This window comes from Agromyces sp. NPDC058126 (genome assembly GCF_042884595.1).
GTDB lineage: Bacteria > Actinomycetota > Actinomycetes > Actinomycetales > Microbacteriaceae > Agromyces.
In genome coordinates this window covers 127,819-147,471 of sequence record NZ_JBHVTS010000002.1, presented here as the reverse complement: position 1 = coordinate 147,471, position 19,653 = coordinate 127,819, and the positions used below count along the sequence as shown (strand labels likewise).

General features: G+C 73.0%; 12 protein-coding genes. 7 read left to right on the top strand and 5 right to left on the bottom strand.

Features of this window, described 5'->3' with window-relative positions; all coding sequences use genetic code 11:
* Window position 1: 1 nt before the first annotated feature.
* Window positions 2-2,716 (bottom strand): FtsX-like permease family protein, encoded by a 2,715-nt coding sequence (locus ACFVTR_RS05890; protein WP_387035583.1) that lies wholly within the window; start codon window positions 2,714-2,716, stop codon window positions 2-4.
* Window positions 2,713-5,742 (bottom strand): hypothetical protein, encoded by a 3,030-nt coding sequence (locus ACFVTR_RS05885; protein ID WP_387035581.1) that lies wholly within the window; start codon window positions 5,740-5,742, stop codon window positions 2,713-2,715. The genes ACFVTR_RS05890 and ACFVTR_RS05885 overlap by 4 nt, the downstream gene beginning before the upstream one ends.
* Window positions 5,743-6,315: 573 nt before the next feature.
* Here ACFVTR_RS05885 and ACFVTR_RS05880 point away from each other — a divergent pair.
* Both ACFVTR_RS05880 and ACFVTR_RS05875 read left to right on the top strand, forming a co-directional pair.
* The gene (locus ACFVTR_RS05880) at window positions 6,316-8,100 is read left to right on the top strand and encodes an ABC transporter ATP-binding protein (protein WP_387036593.1); all 1,785 of its coding nucleotides are present in this window, start codon (window positions 6,316-6,318) and stop codon (window positions 8,098-8,100) included.
* Window positions 8,097-9,902, top strand: a complete 1,806-nt coding sequence (locus ACFVTR_RS05875; protein ID WP_387035579.1) for an ABC transporter ATP-binding protein — start codon at window positions 8,097-8,099, stop codon at window positions 9,900-9,902. Before ACFVTR_RS05880 ends, ACFVTR_RS05875 begins: the two co-directional genes overlap by 4 nt.
* Window positions 9,903-9,997: 95 nt before the next feature.
* Here the strand turns inward: ACFVTR_RS05875 and ACFVTR_RS05870 are convergent, their stop codons facing one another.
* Entirely contained in the window at window positions 9,998-11,302 is a 1,305-nt protein-coding gene (locus tag ACFVTR_RS05870; RefSeq protein ID WP_387035577.1) for a type III PLP-dependent enzyme, read from the bottom strand.
* 280 nt (window positions 11,303-11,582) lie between these two features.
* Between ACFVTR_RS05870 and ACFVTR_RS05865 the strand changes: the two genes are divergently transcribed.
* Window positions 11,583-12,251, top strand: a complete 669-nt coding sequence (locus tag ACFVTR_RS05865) for a response regulator (protein WP_387035575.1) — start codon at window positions 11,583-11,585, stop codon at window positions 12,249-12,251.
* Window positions 12,251-14,032 carry a sensor histidine kinase gene (locus tag ACFVTR_RS05860; RefSeq protein ID WP_387035573.1) on the top strand — a complete coding sequence of 594 codons (1,782 nt, stop codon included), beginning with the start codon at window positions 12,251-12,253 and terminating at the stop codon, window positions 14,030-14,032. The genes ACFVTR_RS05865 and ACFVTR_RS05860 overlap by 1 nt, the downstream gene beginning before the upstream one ends.
* 76 nt (window positions 14,033-14,108) lie before the next feature.
* Here the strand turns inward: ACFVTR_RS05860 and ACFVTR_RS05855 are convergent, their stop codons facing one another.
* Both ACFVTR_RS05855 and ACFVTR_RS05850 read right to left on the bottom strand, forming a co-directional pair.
* On the bottom strand, window positions 14,109-14,435 hold the full coding sequence (locus ACFVTR_RS05855; RefSeq protein ID WP_387035571.1) for an MGMT family protein: 327 nt from the start codon (window positions 14,433-14,435) through the stop codon (window positions 14,109-14,111).
* A 5-nt stretch (window positions 14,436-14,440) separates the two neighbouring features.
* Window positions 14,441-14,893, bottom strand: coding sequence for a GNAT family N-acetyltransferase (locus ACFVTR_RS05850; RefSeq protein WP_376944408.1), 453 nt, complete (start codon window positions 14,891-14,893; stop codon window positions 14,441-14,443).
* A 224-nt stretch (window positions 14,894-15,117) separates the two neighbouring features.
* Here ACFVTR_RS05850 and ACFVTR_RS05845 point away from each other — a divergent pair, with 224 nt between their 5' ends.
* The 3 genes from ACFVTR_RS05845 to ACFVTR_RS05835 all read left to right on the top strand — a co-directional run bounded on the left by ACFVTR_RS05845 (window position 15,118) and on the right by ACFVTR_RS05835 (window position 19,630).
* Complete coding sequence (locus ACFVTR_RS05845) at window positions 15,118-16,335, top strand: NADP-dependent isocitrate dehydrogenase (RefSeq protein WP_387035569.1); 1,218 nt, start codon at window positions 15,118-15,120, stop codon at window positions 16,333-16,335.
* 110 nt (window positions 16,336-16,445) lie between these two features.
* The gene (locus ACFVTR_RS05840) at window positions 16,446-18,326 is read left to right on the top strand and encodes a heavy metal translocating P-type ATPase (protein ID WP_387035567.1); all 1,881 of its coding nucleotides are present in this window, start codon (window positions 16,446-16,448) and stop codon (window positions 18,324-18,326) included.
* 152 nt (window positions 18,327-18,478) lie between these two features.
* Complete coding sequence (locus ACFVTR_RS05835) at window positions 18,479-19,630, top strand: ROK family protein (protein ID WP_387036591.1); 1,152 nt, start codon at window positions 18,479-18,481, stop codon at window positions 19,628-19,630.
* Window positions 19,631-19,653: the final 23 nt, after the last annotated feature.

Genomic DNA, 19,653 nt, shown 5'->3' with positions numbered 1-19,653 from the left:
TTCAGCCCTCCTCTTCTTTGCGCATGGCGCGGGCGGCGCTCGCCTCGCCGCCGACGCGGGATGCGAACAGCACCGCGAGCGCCGTGACGAGCACCGAGCCTGCGAGCACGGCGCCGATGAGCCACGGGTCGAACACGACCGCGGGCTGACGGTCGGCGCCGGTGAAGGCGCGCAGGTCGATGCCCTGCAGCACCACGAACGGCAGCACGACGCCGAGGAGCGCCCCGGCGACGAGGGCGACGGCGACGACGGGCCCGACCTCCCATGCGACGAGCGCGCGTTCGCCCCGGCGGCGGAGCCCCAGGGTCGAGAGCAGCGGCAGCAGCCGTTCGCGGGCGGGGCGGCCGACGACGAGGGTCAGCACGATCGCGAGCGCGGTGAGCAGGCTCGACAGCACGATCGCACCGATGAGCGAGGTCACGAGACCGCTCGTGACCGAGGTGCCCGCGAGCTCGTCGCGCACCATGCCGGGCGTCGTCACGGTCGCGTCCTCGCCGGCGATCTCGGCGAGCTCGGCGGTGACGGCCGCGGGGTCTGCGTCGGGGGTGTAGCGCACGAGCACCCGGTCGGGCACGAGGGTGTTCACGAAGCCGTCGGCGTTGGCCTTGTCGATGAGCACCCAGCTCGTGCGCGGCCAGTACGCGGTGCGTCCGTCGACGACGCTCACGATCTCGAACGGTTCGCGGTCGAGCTCGACCTCGTCGGCGCCATCGATGGAGTCGGCGATGACCTGCGAGACGACCACCGGCACGGCATCGCCCCCGGTCGCGGAGAGCCCGTCCGGAAGCGGCGTCGCGCCCGTGCGCCCGGCCTGCACGGCGCGCATCTCGGCCGAGTCGACGACGATGAGGGTCGTCGTCCGCAGGCGGCCGTCGATGCCGACCTGCGTCGACTCGGTCGCGTACACCGGCGCGATCGCCTCGACCCCCGGCACCTCGGCGAACGCCGTCTGCTGCTCCAGCGTGAACGGGGTGCCCGCGACGACCGCGTCGGCGCCCACCCGGGCGTCGGCGGCCCGGTCGACGCCCGTCTGCACCGTGCCGAGCAGCACCGCCGAGAACATCGCGATCGACACGCCGACCACGACCGTGAGCACGGGCACGACCCCGGCCGACGGGTCGCGGAGCGCCCGCGCCGAACCGAGGAACGCGACGAGCCCTCGGCCCGACGCAGCGGATCGCACGATCGCGGCGAGCGGAAGCGGGTAGAGCCGCAGCACGACGAGGCACGTCAGCACCGCGAGCAGCAGCGGCACCGCGGCGAGCAACGGGTCGACGCCGACGTCGCCAGCCGAAGTGGCGAGCCCCCGCCGGAGGAGGAGCACCACGGCCGTGACCGCGACGACGGCGACCACGGCCTCGAGGATCCAGCGCAGCCGGCCGCCGCCGCGTGCGGCGAAGTCGGCTCGAGCCCGCCGCAGGGGAGTGAGGGACGGCGCCGAGGCGACGAGCAGCACCGCGGGCGTCACCGCGAAGAGCGCCGCGATGACGAGCCCGGCCGCGCCGCCGTCGGCGGGCACCAAGAGGGTGCCGATCATGGCCCCCAGTGCGGCCGCGGGGACGCCGATGACGGCCCCTTCGACGGCGAGGACGCCACGTAGCCACCCCGTCGAGGCCCCGCGGGCCGCGGCGAGTTCGAGCCCCGGTCTGCGCCGCTCGAAGACGACGCGCGCGCCGAGCACGAGCACCGCGATCATCACGCCGATGGGCCCGGAGGCCACGGTCGCGAGCACCGTGTCGCTCGCCGCTGCGGCGGTGGCGGCGGTTTCGAGGGCGTCGCCGAGTCCGCTCGTGAAGACGACCATCCGGCTCGTGTTCACGAACTCGTCGAGCTCGCGCTGGAGCTCGGCGGACTGGTCGGCCGTGATGCGCTCGGTCGCGATCGGGTACCAGAGCTCGAGGGTCGTCGGAAGCTGCGCCTGCTCGAACGCGACCCACGAGTTCGGGTGCGCGAAGCCGAGGCCGGTGATGCGGAGCGTCCCGTCGGGGGTGAACGCGACCGAGGGCTCGAGCGGCACGGGCAGATGGCTCCAGTACCCGTCGTCGGGGTCGGTCGCCGCGAACGTGCCGACGAGCTCGAACGGCTGCCGGATCGCACCCGCGGGAATGCTGCGCACCTCGCCGAGCTCCCACTGCATCTCGCGAGCGAAGGGCTCGGATGCCACGAACTCGACCGGCTCGAAGCCCGTCGCCCCCTCGGGGACGGCGACCGCCGTCGGCCAGTGGCCCGAAGCGAGCTCCACGTGCTCGGCGTAGCGGGGGTCGAAGGCGGCGTACAGGATGAAGTCGGTCGAGCCGGGCCCCGCACCGTCGGGCTTCGCCTGGTTCGGGCCGGCGATGAGCACCTGCAGCGGGTCGTCGCTCACCCGGGCGAGCTCGGGCGGCATCTCCTCGCCGATCTCGAGCAGCTGCTCCTCTTGACCGCCCCACACGGCGTCGACCTCGTCGCTGAGGCTCGTACCGTGCTCCGAGGGCGCGAGCGACGGCAGCCAGGCCCGGTTCGACGAGGTCACGTCGAGCTCGCGCGCCGGGAACTCGGCGAGATGCTCCGCGAGGGCCGCCGTGTGCATCGCGGCGACGGCACGGGGGAGGGCGGTCGCGAGGAGCGCGCCCGCCGCGACGAGGAGCGCGAGCATGATCGAGGCGAAGGGTGCGGCGAAGAACTGTCGGCGGAAGAAGCCCGTCGTGCTCAAGGTCGAATGGTGGCGTGCGCTCATCGTTCCTCCTCCCGGAGGCCCGGGCGGCTCGCGGTGCGGCGCACCGCGCGGGCGGCGAGCCCCGCGGTCGAGGCCGCGAGCACGGCGAAGACCGCGAGGGCGACGAGCCACGGCCAGAGCGCGAAGCCGAACGGGGCGGTGAGCGCCGCCGGTGCGTCGGCGATCGTCGCGCGCGCCAGCTCGCGGGCGGTGAACCACGCGGTCGCGAGGCCGATGAGCGTGCCCATCGCGATCGCCGCGAGCACGGTCGCCGCGAGCTCGGCGAAGCGAGCCCTCGCCTGCAGCCGCGGCGCGACACCGAGGGCGCGGAGCACGACGATCTCGCCGAAGCGGCCGTCGGCGAGTGCGCTCGCGAGCGACCGGAACGCGATGAGCGCGAAGAGCAGCGCTCCGGCTGCGCTGAGCCAGAACGTCGTGATCGCCGGGGCGATGAGGGTCGTGGAGGAGGCGTCGTCGCGGGTCGTCGCGGTCGCCGTGACCCCCTGCCCGCGTTCGATCGCCGACGCGACCGTCGCCGGGTCCTCGGTCGCGATCCACCGTTCGCCGAACGCGGGCACCCCGCCGCCCTCGTCGAACGCGGCGCGCTCGAGTGCGCCGAGATCGGCGAGCAGGGCGTTGCCGCCCGCGGTCGGCACGGCGGGCACGATGCCTGCGACGACCGCCTCGAGCTCGGTGCCGCCCGCCACGACACGGATGTCGAACGTGTCGCCCACCGCTGCGGAGATGCGGTCGGCGAGCTCCGCGCCGAGCACGAGCTGGAGCGGACCGCCGCCGCCGGGCAGCGCAGCCCGCGCCGCGGGGACGGCCGCCGACAGCTCGACGGTCTCGAAGGCACCCGCGAGCTCGTCCGACGGGGTATCGCCGTCGACGCCGAGGCCGTCGAACGAGACCTGGACGCCCGACGCCCCTGGAGCGTCGACGAGCCGCGCCTCGAGGCCCAGCAGACGGAGGCCCGTGGCATCCGGCAGTTCGAGATGGGCGACGCCGCCGCCCGCGGCGATGCCGACGGCACCGGCGGACAGTTTCGTCGCGGCTCCGCCGTCGGCGAGCAGCCAGACCGAGACCTCCACCGAGCCGACCGTTTCGCCGGGCGCGCGCACCCCGACCTCGAGCTCGAGCGACGAGGCGCCCTCGGGCAGCGGCACGGCCGCCTCCGCCGCGGAGGCTCCGAGCGCTTCGGCTGCGGCACCGAGCCCGGTGCCGGGTGCGATCGCCTCGACACCGCCCGCTGGGGCCGCGACGAGGGTCGCCGGGTCGGAGCCGAGCCGCACCTCGCCGCGGAAGACCGGGCCGTCGGCCGTGACACCGGGCAACGCCGCGACGGAGTCGTCGGTTGCGAGCGGGTCGTCGCCGCGCACGACGTCACGACCGGCGAACGAGACCCGCACCTCGCCGCCCGTCGCGAGCGCCGCGGCCTCACGGTCGATCGACTGCCACGAGCCGGCGAACACCGCAGCGAGCGTGAGGCCCGCGACCGCGAGCATCGTCACGAGCGACGCCGAGGCGAACAGCGAACTGCGGCGCGCGAGCTGCCGCATCGGCAGCGCAGGCACGAGGGAGGGCCGGGCCGCCGCGAGGCGCTCGAAGAGCGCACCGATCGGGCGTGCGAGGCCGAGCGCGACGAGGGACAGGGCGAGCAGCACGAGCACGGGGGCGAGCACCGAGAGCGGGTCGACCTCGACCGTGCCCGAGGCACCGCGCACGAGCGGCGAGCCGTACAGCCGGAACTGCCACAGCGAGATCGCCGCGGCCACCACGACGAGCACCGCGCCGGCCGCGAGGGCGGCACGCGGCATCCGGCCCTGTTCGTCGCCCGAACCGCGCTGCACGGGGCGACGGGCGTCGGCGAACGCGCGGCCCGCGACGAGCAGCACCGCGGTGGCGACGGTGAGCGCGGCGACGACGAGGGCCGAGGACGGGGCACCCGGGGCGTCGGGGCTCAGCCATCCGACGAGCAGCGCAGCCGAGGCTGCGCCGATCGCGGCCGCAGGCACCCCCACTGCGAGCACCTCGACGGCGGTGTCGCGGGCGAGCCGCGTCGCCGAGGCCCCGCGCGCCCGGAGCAGCAGGGTCTCGCCGCGCCGTGCCGCGCCGAGGAGCGCCGCGAGGCGGGCGAGTGCGGCGACGCCCGCGATGCCGAGCAGCAGCACGGGCACCGGGGCGAGCGCGCGCACCGCGCCGAGACCGGCCAGCAGGCGGCTGAGCGTGCCCTGGAGCCCGCCCGAGGCGGCGAGGCCGCTCGAGCCGAGGTCGTCCTGGTTGCGGAGCGCGGGTTCGACGTCGGGCAGCGTCGCTCGGAGCGCCGCGGCGTCGTCGGGCGTCGTCGTGGCCGGGTCCACGACCGCGGTCCAGCGCACGACGGCGGACGACGGGGCCGCGACCACGGTCGCCTCGTCGACGAGGAACGGCCCGGCGGCGCCGTCGGCGAACCCGGTCGCCACCACGGCGTCGCCGAACCAGGCGGGGTCGGTCGGGTCCGTCGGCTCCCAGATGCCGACGACGACGAGCGCGGGGCCGTCGTCGACGGTCACGAGCGAGCCCGGTTCGAGGCCGAGCGCCGTCGCGGCCGCCGCGTTGAGCGCGGTCGGCACCGCGTCGGGCGCCCCCGCCGCCGGGGACGCATCCTCCGGCCACTCGCCCGCGACGAGCTCCGCGCGGTCGGGGACCGCGGGGTCGGCCGTGAGCAGCGCGTCGAAGCGCTCGTCGCCCGCGCTCGCCGGGGTGGGCAGCGCCCCGGTGCTCCTCTCCCAGCGCGCTCCGTGGGGCACGAGCATGCGGTCCAGCACAGTGGCCGCGGCGTCGGACTGGGCCGCCGCGTCGTTCGCGAGGCGGATCTGCCAGCGGGCCGCGCCCGCGGCGCCGGTGGCGGACTCGAGGCCGGTGCGCAGCCCGCCGGTCGCCGCTCCGGCGAGTGTGTCGAGCGCGGTCGTGCCGATTCCCGAGAGCAGCAGCACGACGGCCGCGATGCCGCCGAGCACCCCGAGACGGGCGTTCGCGCGGGCGAACGCCGTCCGTGCAGTTCCCACGCGGGCTCCTCATCGATCGGGACGGCACGCGGGCGGTGCAGGGCCGGGCGTGCGGTCGCCTCGATGCGGCGGCGGCACGCGGGCCCGCGTGGCGACGAATTCGCACACTCTACTCCGGATCATGGTCTTGCATGCCAGCGCGCGAACCACATATTCTGAAGGGCTGGCCGCCGCAGCCCTACGCGAGCGGCCCCGAGGGTATCGAAGACGATGACGCAGGAGGACACCATGCAGACAGACATCAACGCCCGCCAGGTCGCGGTCGATGGCGCTGCCCGCCGTACGTCCCCGGTCGCGCGGTCCGCGGGGTAGCGCCCCCGACAGCCCCGCAGGCGCTCAGCCTGCACGTTGCGCGGCCGTTCCGCGCCCGACGCGTTCCGCGTCCACGTTCTCCGTTCGTTTCTCCGCCGGTCGTCGCCCTGCCGCGACCCCGACCGGCCACCCTCCGAGAGGAATCCGGCTTTGTCCGACACCGTCCAGCCGCAGCAGCCCGCTGCGACCGAACCACCCGCGCACGAGCAGCTCGGGGCGCTCCGCGCGCTCTGGCGCCTGCGCGAATACGCGGGGCCGGCGATGCCGGCGTTCGCCGCGAGCATGGCCGCGGCGCTCGTCGCGCAGCTCATCGCGCTGACGATCCCGCAGGTCCTCCAGCAGATCGTCGACGGGCCGCTCGCCGACGGCGACGCCTCGGCGGTCGTGCCGCTCGCACTGCTCGTCTTCGGCCTCGGCGCCGCCGAGGCGCTCCTCTACGCCCTGCGGCGCTGGCTCGTGGTCGGCCCCGGCACGAAGGTCGAGGCGCGCATGCGCAACGCCCTCTACGCGAAGCTGCAGGACCTGCCGGTGAGCTTCCACGACCGCTGGCCGAGCGGCCAGCTGCTCTCGCGCGCGGTGAGCGACCTCGGCCTCATCCGCCGCTGGCTCTCGTTCGGGCTCGTGCTGACGGGCGCGAACCTCGTGATCATCGTCGTCGGCGTCGGCATCCTCATGTCGATGAACTGGCTGCTCGGGCTCATCTTCCTCGTCTGCTCGCTGCCCCTGTGGTGGGCGGGCTGGCGGTTCGAGGGGCGCTACTCCGAGAAGTCGCGGCTCAGCCAGGACCAGCAGGGCGACCTCGCCACGGCGGTCGAGGAGTCGGTGCACGGCATCCGCGTCCTCAAGGCGTTCGGCCGTGGCAAGCACGCCCTCTCGAGCTTCCGGGCGCAGGCCGAGTCGCTGCGCCGCACCGAGATCGAGAAGGCCCGCCTCGACGCGAACATCTGGGTCTGGATCATGGTCGTGCCGACGGTGGCGCTCGCGCTCTGCCTCGTGGTCGGCATCTGGCTCGCCGCGAACGGGCAGCTCACGGTGGGCGAGCTCGTCGCGTTCTTCGCGACGGCGGCGGTGCTGGCGTGGCCGATCGAGTCGATCGGCTTCATGCTCGCCTTCGCGCTCGACGCGCGCACCGCGACCGATCGCTTCTTCGACATCCTCGACAGCGAGAACACGATCGTCGACCCGGCCGAGCCGCGGCACGACGAGCGGCCGCGCGGCGAGCTCGCCTTCACGGGCGTCCACTTCCGCTACCAGGACTCGCCCGAACGCTTCGGCGACCTGCTCGACGGCGTCGACCTCGTGGTCGAGCCGGGCGAGACGATGGCGCTCGTCGGGCTCACCGGTTCGGGCAAGACGACCATGACCGCGCTCACCACCCGCCTCTACGACGTCACGGGCGGATCGGTCGAGCTCGACGGCGTCGACGTCCGGGCGTTCACCCGCGAAGAACTGCGCCGTCACATCGCGATGGCCTTCGAGGACGCGACGCTGTTCAGCGCCTCCGTGCGCGAGAACGTGCTGCTCGGCCGCCCCGAGCTCGCGGGCGACGAGCCCGCCGTGAAGGCCGAGGCCGAGCGGGTGCTCGACGAGGCGCTGCGCATCGCGCAGGCCGGCTTCGCCTACGACCTCCCCGAGGGCGTCGACACGAAGGTCGGCGAAGAGGGCATGAGCCTCTCCGGAGGCCAGCGGCAGCGGCTCGCGCTCGCCCGCGCGGTCGCGGCCAAGCCCGCGGTGCTCGTGCTCGACGACCCGCTGTCCGCGCTCGACGTGGCGACCGAGGCGAGGGTCGAGGCCGAGCTCCGCTCGGTGCTCGCCGACACCACCGCGCTCATCGTGGCGCACCGCCCGTCGACGGTCATGCTCGCCGACCGGGTTGCGCTGCTCGAAGCGGGCCGCGTGACCGCGGTCGGCACCCATTCCGAACTGCTCCGTGAGAGCGACCACTACCGATTCGTCATCTCGAGCCTCGAGGACGACGAGCGTCGCCACGGCGGAGGCGATGCGGACGAAGCATCCGATTCGATGCGTGAGGAGGCGGCATCATGAGCGTCACCGGCGTGCAGGGAGAAGAACGCAACGACTACTCGAAGGCGGAGTCGCGGCACATCCGCGCCCGTTCGCGGCGCCTGCTGGGCTCGCTCCTGCGACCCCAGCAGCGCAAGCTCTGGCTGACCGCGGCCGCGGTCGTCGTCTCGTCGGCGGCGCAGGTCGCCGGCCCCGCGATCATCGCCTACGGCATCGACCAGGGCATCCCGGCGCTGATGGCGCAGGACTGGATGCCCGCGGCCTTCGCCGGACTCGCGTACCTGCTCACGGGGCTCGTCGGCGCCTTCCTCATCTCGGCGTACATCCGGCTGTCGGCGCGGATCAGCCAGGCCGTGCTCATCGACTTGCGGACCCGGGTGTTCCTGCACACGCAGAAGCTCTCGCTCGAGTTCCACGAGTCGTACACCTCGGGCCGCATCATCTCGCGCCAGACGAGCGACCTCGACGCCATCCGAGAGCTGATGGACGAGGGGCTCACGATGCTCGTGCGCGGCCTCATGTACATGGTGTTCACCGCGATCGCGCTCCTGCTGCTCGACTGGCAGTCGGGGCTCGTGCTGCTCGTCGCGCTCATCCCCCTCAGCATCCTGACCCGCTGGTTCCAGGTCCGCTCGCAGACGCTGTTCCGGCGTTCGCGGGTGGCGTCGGCGAAGCTCATCGTGCAGTTCGTCGAGACCATGACGGGCATCCGCGCCGTGCAGGCGTTCCGCAAGGAGCGCCGCAACGAGCAGGAGTTCGGCGGCCTCGTGGAGGACTACCGCGACGTCAACGCGAAGGTGCTGGGCCTCTTCGCCGTGTTCAACCCGGGCCTCGCGCTCATCGGCAACGCGGCGGTCGCGGTGACGATCGTGCTCGGCGGCTTCCGAGTCATCGACGGCAGCCTCGAGGTCGGCGTGCTGCTCGCAGCGGTGCTCTACACCAAGCGGTTCTTCGACCCGATGGAGGACCTCGCGATGTTCTACAACGGGTACCAGTCGGCCTCGTCCGCGCTCGAGAAGATCTCGGGCGTGCTCGAGGAGGAGCCGAGCGTGCCCGACCCGGTGAAGCCCGTCGACCTCTGGAACGCGGAGGGCCGGGTTCGCTTCGACGGCGTCGAGTTCGCGTACACGCAGGGCCGGGTCATCCTGCCGCGCTTCGACCTCGACATCCCGGCCGGGCAGACCATCGCCCTCGTCGGGTCGACCGGCGCCGGCAAGTCGACGCTCGCGAAGCTCATCGCGCGCTTCTACGACCCGAGCGACGGCGTGGTCTCGCTCGACGGCGTGACCCTCAGTGACCTCCACCCGAAGGACCTGCGGCGCGCGATCGTCATGGTCACGCAGGAGGCGTACCTCTTCTCGGGCTCGGTCGCCGACAACATCGCGCTCGGAAAGCCCGACGCGACCTTCGACGAGATCGTGCGGGCGGCGCAGGCGGTCGGCGCGCACGAGTTCATCGAGGGCCTGCCGAACGGGTACGACACCGACGTGAACAAGCGCGGCGGCCGGGTGAGCGCGGGGCAGCGGCAGCTGATCTCGTTCGCCCGCGCGTTCCTCGCGAACCCGGCCGTGCTGATCCTCGACGAGGCGACGAGCTCGCTCGACATCCCGAGCGAGCGGCTCGTGCAGGAGGGACTGACGAAGCTCCTCGCCGACCGCACCGCGGTCATCATCGCGCACCGCCTCTCGACGGTCGCGATCGCCGACCGGGTGCTCGTCATGGAGCACGGCCGCATCGTCGAGGACGGCGCACCTGGCGAGCTCATCGGCGGCACCGGGCGCTTCGCGGCGCTGCACGCCGCCTGGCGGGACTCGCTGGTCTGAGCGCCTCGCGCCGACGGCGCACCGCGACCGCGGCATGACGGATGCCTCGCGCCCACTCGGGGCGCGAGGCATCCGTCGTTCGTGCGCCGATCGCCTCACTGGGGCACGACCACCACGGGGGCGATCGCGCTGCCGTCGAATCCGATCACGGACTGGAGCGCGTACGCCCCCATCGCCGGGCTCACGACGAGGTCGCCGATGCCGAGCGGCGGCAGCGGCTGGGAGCGGGCGAGGACGTCGCGGCGGTCGTTCGTGGGGCCGGCGAGCGTCGTCGGCACCCGATGCCGGGTGAGGAGCCGACGGGTCGCGCGCTCTGCCGCGTCGTCGTGCACCGGCTGGCTGGCGAGCTCCTCGGCGGCGAAGACGAGCGGACCGGTTCCGCCCTGCCGCAGCGCCGGGAGCAGGTCGTGCGGCGCTCCGTCGAGGGCGAGCCATCGGCCGTCTGGGCGCTCTGCGCCGCCGACGACGCGCGCCACGAGGGTCATGGCCGGTGCGGCGACGAACCGGCCGGGGGCGATGACGATCCGCAGGTGCGCGGGCGCTCCCGTGAGCGCGCCCCGGATGCCTGAGGCGACCGCGTCGAAGTCCGCCGCGGCGTCGTCGGCGAGGGGGAGCCCGCCGCCGAGGTCGAGCATCTCGAAGCGGGTGCCGTGCCGGCGCTCGAGCGCGCGGACGAGTGCGAGCGTGCCGCGGATCGCATGCTCCCAGACCGCCGGGTCCCGCTGCCGGTCGCCGAGGTGGAAGGTGAAGCCGGCGACGCGGAGCCCGACCCGTCGGCAGTGGGCCACCAGTGCGGGTGCCGCCTCGACGGTGACGCCGGAGCCGGCCGCCGGCCCGGCCGCCGACCCTGCCCCACGGCCGGGGAAGGCGAGGCGCACGAGCACCGCGACATCGCGGGGGAGCCCTGCGAACTTCGCGACCTCCGAGGTGGCGTCGACGACGAACGTCCTGATTCCGCGGAGGTAGGCGCTCGTGAGATCGTCGACCCGCTTGACGGGGTCGACGTGCACGACGTGCCGGAGCGGGATGCCCTCCCGTTCGAGCAGCGTGATCTCGCCTCGCGAGGCGACGTCGAAGCCCGCCCCGAATGCGTGCACCGCCCGGATCGCGGCGGGGTGCGGGAGCGCGCCGAGCGCGAAGTGGAGGTGCACACCGGGCAGCTCGCGCCGCAGTGCGAGCAGTCGCGTCGCGATCCGATCGGTGTCGAGCACCAGCAGCGGGCTGCCGTGGACCTCGACGAGCTCCGTGAGTCGGATGCGGGCGGCGTCGGCGGCGAGTTCGCGGCGGACGAGCTCGCGACGCGGCGGGAGTTCGGGGGCGGGCAGGGCGCGGCGGCGTCGGGGCTCGGAGCGCCGGGTGCGCTCCTGCGTGGGGATGGGGGAGAGAGTTGCGCCGAACATGGGAACGATGCTCGCCGAACGGCTCCCCGTCCGGATCAGGAGCGACCACGAATCCGGCTGGGTGCGCACCCTGAGCACCCGTCGGCACGCACGTCGCACGGGCAGCCTGCCACGTCGAGCGGCCGATGGGATCCGGGTACCCCCTGAATCGGGGGAGCGGCGCGGGTGCCGAACGCGATACGCTCACGACAGGCGGGGGCGACCGGTTCGGTCGCCCGTGCCCGTTTCACGGCTCGAATCGAATGGGTTCGCTGCCCGAGTCGGCGGAGGGGAGGTGCCCATGGACGACGAGACGTCTCGACCGTTGCGGGTCGCCATCGCCGACGACGCGCTCCTCCTCCGCGAGGGCATCGCGAAGGTGCTCGAGGGCGGAGGGCTCGAGGTCGTCGCCTCGGTCGGGACGGGCGAAGAGCTCGTCGAGGTCGTGCGCGAGGGCGGTGTCGATGCGGCCGTGCTCGACATCCGCATGCCGCCGAGCTACCGCGACGAGGGCATCCTCGCGCTCGAGTCGCTCCGCGCGAGCGGATCGACGATCGGCGTCCTGCTGCTCTCGATGTACGCGACCCCCGAGTACGCCCTGCGCGTGATGGGTGCCGGCAGCGGCACCGGCTACCTCCTGAAGGAGCGGGTCTCCGAACCGCAGACGCTCGTCCGCGCCGTCGAGACGGTCGCCTCGGGCGGGTCGGTCGTCGACCCCGAGGTGGTCGAGCAGCTCGTGCAGCGCACCCGCGCCGACGACCCGCTGTCGCGGCTCACCGAGCGCGAACGATCGGTGCTCGAGCTCATGGCCCAGGGGTACTCGAACGGCGGCATCGCGCAGACCCTCTTCCTCGGCCTGAAGACGGTCGAGACTCACGTCCGCTCGATCCTGCAGAAGCTCGACCTCGAGGAGTCGCCCGAACACCACCGGCGGGTGCTCGCGGTGCTGACGCTCCTCGGCGCGAGGTGATGGCGCCCGGCCGACGCGGCCGGATCATCAAGCGCACGATCGCGATCGCGTCGGTGGTCGTGCTGAGCCTCACGATGGAGATCACGGGGTTCCTCGTGTCCCCCGAGTCCGAGCGCCCCGAGGTGAGCTACATCACCCTGCACGCGATCGTGCCGCTCGTGTTCGCGGCCTGTGCGGGCGTCGCCTGGGCGATCGGGCCCTCCCGGGTGCCCGCGCGCCTCATGGTGCTCTTCCCGGTCGTGTGGATCCCGCTCACCTTCCTCCGGGTCATCGAGGACCTCGGATGGCTCTGGCCGCTGCTCTACGGCGTGCACCTCTGGTGGGGGCTGCTCACGGGCATTCTCGTGCTGCTCTATCCGCGCGGCGACTTCGGCGACCGCCTCGCACGCGTGCTCGGGGCCATCGCGCTCGTAGCCTCGGTCGGGTACCTGCTCGGCACCGTGCTCCTCGCCGAGCCGCCCGCGGCGCTCTGCGACTGCGCCCCGAACCCCTACCGCATCATGGACGCCCCCGTCGTGGCCGGGGCGATCGACATCGGCTACCGCCTCATCGGCGTGCTCCTCGCGCTCGTCATCGCCGGACGGTTCCTCGTGCGCTGGATCCGCGGCAGCGTGCCCGCCCGCACCGTGGCGTTCCTCATGCCGGTGGCGCTGCTCGCCTGGGCGACGACGCTCGCCGCGCAGGCCGTGACGTACGCGGCGAACGCGACCGCGCCGCAGGTGCTCGCGACCGTGTCGCTCGTCGCGATCGCCTCGATCCCGGTCAGCTTCGTCGCAGGCATCTCGCACACGCGCAACATGCGCGCCCGCGTCGCCGACCTGATGCGCATCACCCGTGAGGGCGCCGACCGCGGACTCTGGGCCGAGTCGCTCGCGCGCACCCTCCGCGACGCCTCGGTCAGGGTCTACTGGTGGGACGAGGAGCGGGGCCGGTACGCGGATGCCTCGGGCGAGCCCATCGAACACGACCCCGCCGACCGCAACGGCGACCACAGCCTGCTCCCGGTCGCCTCCCCGACGGGAATGCCGATCGCGCTCATCCGGCACGACCGGGTGCTCACCGACAACATGCGCCTGCTCGACGGGGTGTCCAGCGCACTCCGGCTCTCGGTCGACAACGGCCGCCTCCGCTCCGAGATCGAGCGCACCCTCGAGCAGGTGCGCCAGTCGCGTGCGCGCATCGTCGAGGCCGGCGACGAGGCGCGGCGCCGCATCGAACGCGACCTCCATGACGGCGCGCAGCAGCACCTCGTCTCGCTCGGCATGCGACTGCGGCTCGCCGCGAACCAGGCGCGCGACCGCGGGGTCGAGCCGCTCGGCGTCGAGCTCGACGGCAACATCTCCATGCTGAACGACGCCCTGAAGGAGCTTCGGGAGCTCGCCCACGGCATCCACCCCTCGCTGCTCTCCTCGGGCGGGCTCGCGCTCGCCGTGCCCGAGCTCGCCGGCCGTTGCCCGGTGCCCGTCGAGATCGACGTGCAGGCCGAGGGCCGGCTGCCCGAGGTGATCGAGTCGACGGCGTACTTCGTCGTGGCCGAGGCGCTCGCGAACGTCGCCAAACACGCCCAGGCGACCCGCGGCTGGGTCCGTGCGCACCTCGTCGACAGCACGCTCGAGCTCGTCGTCCGCGACAACGGCGTCGGCGGCGCCTCGCCCGAGGGCAGCGGAATGCTCGGCATCGCCGACCGGGTCGACGCGGTCGGCGGCGAGCTGACGATCGAGAGCCCCGCGGGCGCGGGAACGACGATCACGGTGCGCATCCCGGTCGTCGTCACCGGGTGATCGCGGGCCCGATGCGCGGCCCGACGGCCCGACGGCCAGACGGCCCGGCGACCCGGCGACCCGGTTCGGCGTCCGGTCAGGGCCGCCAGCGCGCCGCGGCGAGATCGACGCGGTAGCCGTCGTCGTCGGCGGAGGGGCGCAGCGGGGTGCCCTCGCGTTCGTAGTGCGCGCGGGCCCGCTCGGCGTGCCCTGCGGGCGGACGCCCGCCCGCCCGGATGACGCGCCACCACGGGGCATCCGCGCCGTATCTCGCCATCACCTGGCCGACGGCGCGCGCGCCGCGCGAGCCGAGCATCGCCGCGACGTCGCCGTAGGTGGCGACGCAGCCCGCCGGGATGTCGTCGACGACGGCGAGCACCGCGTCGACGAACCCGGGCGGCTGCTCGGGGAGTGCGCGGACCACTAGCCTCAGAGCTCGAGCGCGCCGATCACGTCGCCGTAGGCGGTCTCGCCGACGTCGACGAAGCCGACGCGGTGGAAGAACGCCTCGGGGCCCTGGTCGCCGGGCTCCCACAGCACGGTGATGCGGTCGAAGCCGCGGCGCTTGGCCTCTTCGGCGAGGGCGGTCGCGAGGAAGCGGCCGACGCCCTTGCCCTGCACGTCGGCGTCGACGTTGATGCGCCAGATGCAGGCGCGGAACTCCTCGTGGGCGTTCTCGGGGTCGAAGTTGCCGTGGATGAAGCCGACGACCCGCTCGCCCTGGAGGGCGACGCGCTGCCAGGCGGTCTCGGGGTTCACGACGGAGGCCTCAGCCGAGTAGGTGACCGGCGCGATGAACTGCTCCTGGCCGGGCTTCAGCGACAGTGTGTTCGCGGCCACGATGTTCGACGCGGACAGATCTTCCAGTCTCAGCTCAGCCATAGCGCCAAGGCTAACCCGTGATTCCTGCGCACGGGTAGCCGGGGTGACCCTGAATCCACCCTGAATACCGCTCGGGGTTCGTCCCCAAGAGGCGCAGGGCGCGGCGCCGTCCGTCGCTCGTTGTCTCGATGTCGAGATATTCTGCCGACGCGGTAAGCTGGCAGACGGCGTGTCCGCCCACGAGACTTCCTCAAATTCCCCGAGAGATCCAAGGAGAACTCAACTTGTCCAAGATCAAGGTTGAAGGCACGGTCGTCGAGCTCGACGGCGACGAGATGACCCGCATCATCTGGCAGGCCATCAAGGACCAGCTCATCCACCCGTACCTCGACGTGAACCTCGAGTACTACGACCTCTCGATCCAGAAGCGCGACGAGACCGACGACCAGATCACGGTCGACGCGGCCCACGCGATCCAGAAGCACGGCGTCGGCGTCAAGTGCGCCACGATCACGCCCGACGAGGCGCGCGTCGAGGAGTTCGGCCTCAAGAAGATGTGGCGTTCGCCCAACGGCACGATCCGCAACATCCTCGGCGGCGTGATCTTCCGCGAGCCGATCATCATCTCGAACATCCCCCGCCTCGTGCCCGGCTGGAACAAGCCGATCATCGTCGGCCGCCACGCCTTCGGCGACCAGTACCGCGCCACCGACTTCCGCTTCGAGGGCGAGGGCACCCTCACGATGACCTTCACCCCGAAGGACGGCTCGGAGCCCCAGCAGTTCGAGGTCTTCCAGTCGCCCGGCTCGGGCGTCGCGATGGGCATGTACAACCTCGACGAGTCGATCAAGGACTTCGCGCGCGCCTCGCTCAACTACGGCCTCTCGCGCAACTACCCCGTCTACCTCTCGACGAAGAACACCATCCTCAAGGCGTACGACGGCCGCTTCAAGGACCTCTTCCAGGAGGTCTTCGACACCGAGTTCAAGGCGAAGTTCGACGAGGCCGGCCTCACCTACGAGCACCGCCTCATCGACGACATGGTCGCCGCCTCGCTCAAGTGGGAGGGCGGCTACGTCTGGGCCTGCAAGAACTACGACGGCGACGTGCAGTCCGACACCGTCGCGCAGGGCTTCGGCTCGCTCGGCCTCATGACCTCGGTCCTCGCGACGCCCGACGGCAAGGTCGTCGAGGCCGAGGCGGCGCACGGCACCGTCACGCGCCACTACCGCCAGCACCAGCAGGGCAAGCCCACCTCGACCAACCCGATCGCCTCGATCTACGCCTGGACGCGCGGCCTCGCGCACCGCGGCAAGCTCGACGGCAACCAGGAGCTCATCGAGTTCGCGGCGACCCTCGAGGACGTCGTCATCAAGACGGTCGAGTCGGGTGCGATGACGAAGGACCTCGCGCTCCTCGTCGGCCCCGAGCAGGGCTACCAGACGACCGAGGAGTTCCTGAACTCGATCGACGCGAACCTCAAGGCGCGCCTCGGCGCGTAGTTCGTCGGCGCCGCGGTCGCGGTGAACGATCCGAAGGGCGGATGCTTCCGAGCATCCGCCCTTCGTCGTGCTTCCCCGGGAAGCGCAGGCCCGCAGGGCAGGATGGGAGCATGGCTCGCATCCTGAAGCTCGCACGTCGCTACTGGGTCGTCACGCTGACGCTCGCGATCGGGGTGCTCGGCATCGTGCTCGCGCTCGCCGGCGCGGGTGCGGCCGTGCCGTGGATCTTCAGCGGTTACGCGCTCGCCGTCGCCGCATGGCAGGCCGTCGGCATGGTCCGCGACATCCTCCGCGGCCACTGGGGCCTCGACATCCTCGCCATCACCGCGATCGTCGCGACGGTGCTCGTCGGCGAGTACATCGCCGCGCTCCTCGTGGTGCTGATGCTCACGGGCGGCGCCGCGCTCGAGGACTACGCGAACCGCCGTGCCAAGCGCGAGCTCGACGCGCTGCTGACGCGCTCGCCGCAGCTCGCGCACCGCCTCGACGGCGACGACCTCGTCGACGTGCACGTCGACGAGGTACGGCCGGGCGATCGCCTGCTCGTGCGGCCGAGCGAGATCGTGCCCGTCGACGGCGAACTGCACTCGGCCGAGGCCGCCTTCGACGAGTCGTCGCTCACGGGCGAGAGCGTGCCGGTCGAGAAGCAGCGCGGCGACGCCGTGCTGAGCGGATCGGTGAACGGGCAGTCGGCGATCGAGATCGTGGCCACGGCGACGGCCGGCGACAGCCAGTACCAGCAGATCGTCGCGCTCGTCGCGCAGGCCGCCGAGTCGAAGGCGCCCGTCGTGCGGCTCGCCGATCGCTACGCCGTGCCCTTCACGGTGTTCTCGCTCGCGCTCGCGAGCGTGGCCTGGTGGGCGTCGGGCGACCCGGTGCGATTCGCCGAGGTGCTCGTGCTCGCGACGCCGTGCCCGCTGCTCATCGCCGCGCCCGTCGCGTTCATCGGCGGGATGAGCCGGGCCGCGCGCAACGGCGTGATCGTCAAGGGCGGGGGAGTGCTCGAGCTGCTCGCGCGGGCGAAGACCGCGGTCTTCGACAAGACGGGCACGCTCACCCACGGCGCGCCGAGGCTCGTGGCGATCAGGCCCGAGTCCGGCTTCTCGGCCGACGAGCTGCTCGGCCTGGTCGCCTCGGCCGAGCAGTACTCCTCCCACGTCCTCGCGGCGTCGATGATCGACGCGGCGAAGCAGCAGGGGCTGCCGCTCGCGGAGGCGGAGTGGGCGCGCGAGGCCGCCACGAACGGGGTGACGGCGAAGCTCGGGGACCGCGAGGTGGTCGTCGGCAAGTTCGCGTTCGTGCAGGCGCAGGCGCCCGAGGCGAGTCGCACCGCGATCGCGCCCGGGGAGCTCGCCGTGTACGTCGCGGTCGACGGGCGCTACGCCGGCGCCCTGCTCGCGAGCGACCGTCTCAGGGCGAACGCGAAGGCGACGCTCGCCAGGCTCGACGAGCTCGGCGTGCACGACACGATGATGCTGACCGGCGACGCGCAGGCGACGGCCGACCACATCGCGGCGGAGCTCGGCATCACCAAGGTGCGCGCCGACTGCCTGCCGGGCGACAAGGTGCGCGAGGTCGCCGCGGTGGCCGCGCGACCCGTGATCATGGTCGGCGACGGCGTGAACGACGCCCCCGTGCTCGCGGCCGCCGACGTCGGCATCGCGATGGGGGCGAAGGGGGCGACGGCGGCGAGCGAGTCCGCCTCGGCGGTCATCCTCGTCGACGACATCTCGCGGACCGCGAAAGCCGTCGAGATCGGACGCGACACGGTGCGCATCGCCCTGCAGAGCATCTGGATCGGGATCATCGTGAGCGTGGGCCTCATGGTGATCGCGGCCTTCGGCGTGATCCCCGCGACGATCGGCGCGCTGCTCCAGGAGGTGGTCGACCTCATCGCGATCCTGGCCGCCCTGCGCGCGATCGGCGGACGGCTCGACGCCAAGCGCGAGGTCGCGGCCGAGTCATCCGAATCACGCCTCACCGTCGCGTAGATCACGAATCGGTAACGCACCCACGAAGTCGTGTCGAGCACTTGCGTCTGGTTTGTTCGTAAGGTTTACTAACAAACGTGACTGCAACGGATGCGCAGCGAGGCCCGGTCACCACGGAGCCGACGCCCCCCACCTCGGTGGCGCATTCCGACCTGCTCACCGTGCCGTTCGCCGGCGCCCCGATCTTCACCCGCTCACGCGCCCTCCGGCCCACCGGCAAGGTGCTTCCCGAGCACGCGCGCAGCCACAACCGTGCGCTCGTCCTGCAGACGCTCTACAGCTCGGGCGCCCAGAGCCGCGCCGACATCGCCCGCGAGACGGGCCTCACGCGCGTCACGGTCTCCGACCTCGTCGCCGAGCTCATCTCCGAAGGGCTCGTCGTCGAACTCGGCCAGCGCGAGGACGCCCGGCCGGGCAAGCCCGCCACCCTCATCGACGTGGCCCGCGACGCGTTCCAGATCATCGGCCTCGACCTCTCCGAGCACGAGGTCTTCCGCGGGGCCGTCACCGCGCTCGACGGCACCATCGCCCGGCGCGCCGAGCTCGCCCGCGACGGTGCGACCGGCGAGGACGCCGCCCGGCTCGTCGAGACGCTCGTCGACCGGCTACTCGCGCTCGCGACGATCCCGGTGCTCGGCATCGGCGTCGGCTCGCCCGGCGTCGTCGACCCGCTCGGCGTCGTGCGCTCGGCCCCCAACCTCGGCTGGGTCGACCTGCCGCTCCAGGAGCGGCTCGCCGCCCGCACCGACCTCCCCGTGCACGTCGCGAACGACGCGAACGTCGCGATCCTCGCCGAGCACGGCGAGACCGCCCCGGGCGAGCTGCTGCTCGTCAAGGTCGGCCACGGCGTCGGCGCCGGACTCATCGTCGGGGGCCGCCCCGTCATCGGCGGCGGATTCGCCGCCGGCGAGATCGGCCACGTCGTCGTCGGCACCGACGGCGGCCCGCGCTGCGCGTGCGGCAAGGACGGATGCCTCGAAGCCTGGGTCGCCGAGCCCCGCCTCCGGGCGCAGCTCGACGAGGCCGCAGCCGAGCGCGACGAGATCCTGCGCGAGGCCGGCCGCCGGCTCGGCATCGTGCTCGCGCCGGTCGTCGGCGCCCTCAATCTGACGGAGGTCGTGCTCAGCGGCCCCGCCGATCTGCTCGACGGAGCCTTCCACGAGGCGACCGTCGACACTCTCCGGAAGCGGACGATGGCGGAACTCAACCGTGATCTGAGGCTCCGGATGTCCGAGCAGGCTGAGGACATCGTCCTCCGCGGCGCGGCCGTCATGGTCCTCTCCGGACAACTCGGAGTCTCGTGAGGGACTCCACGCACCAAGGGTGA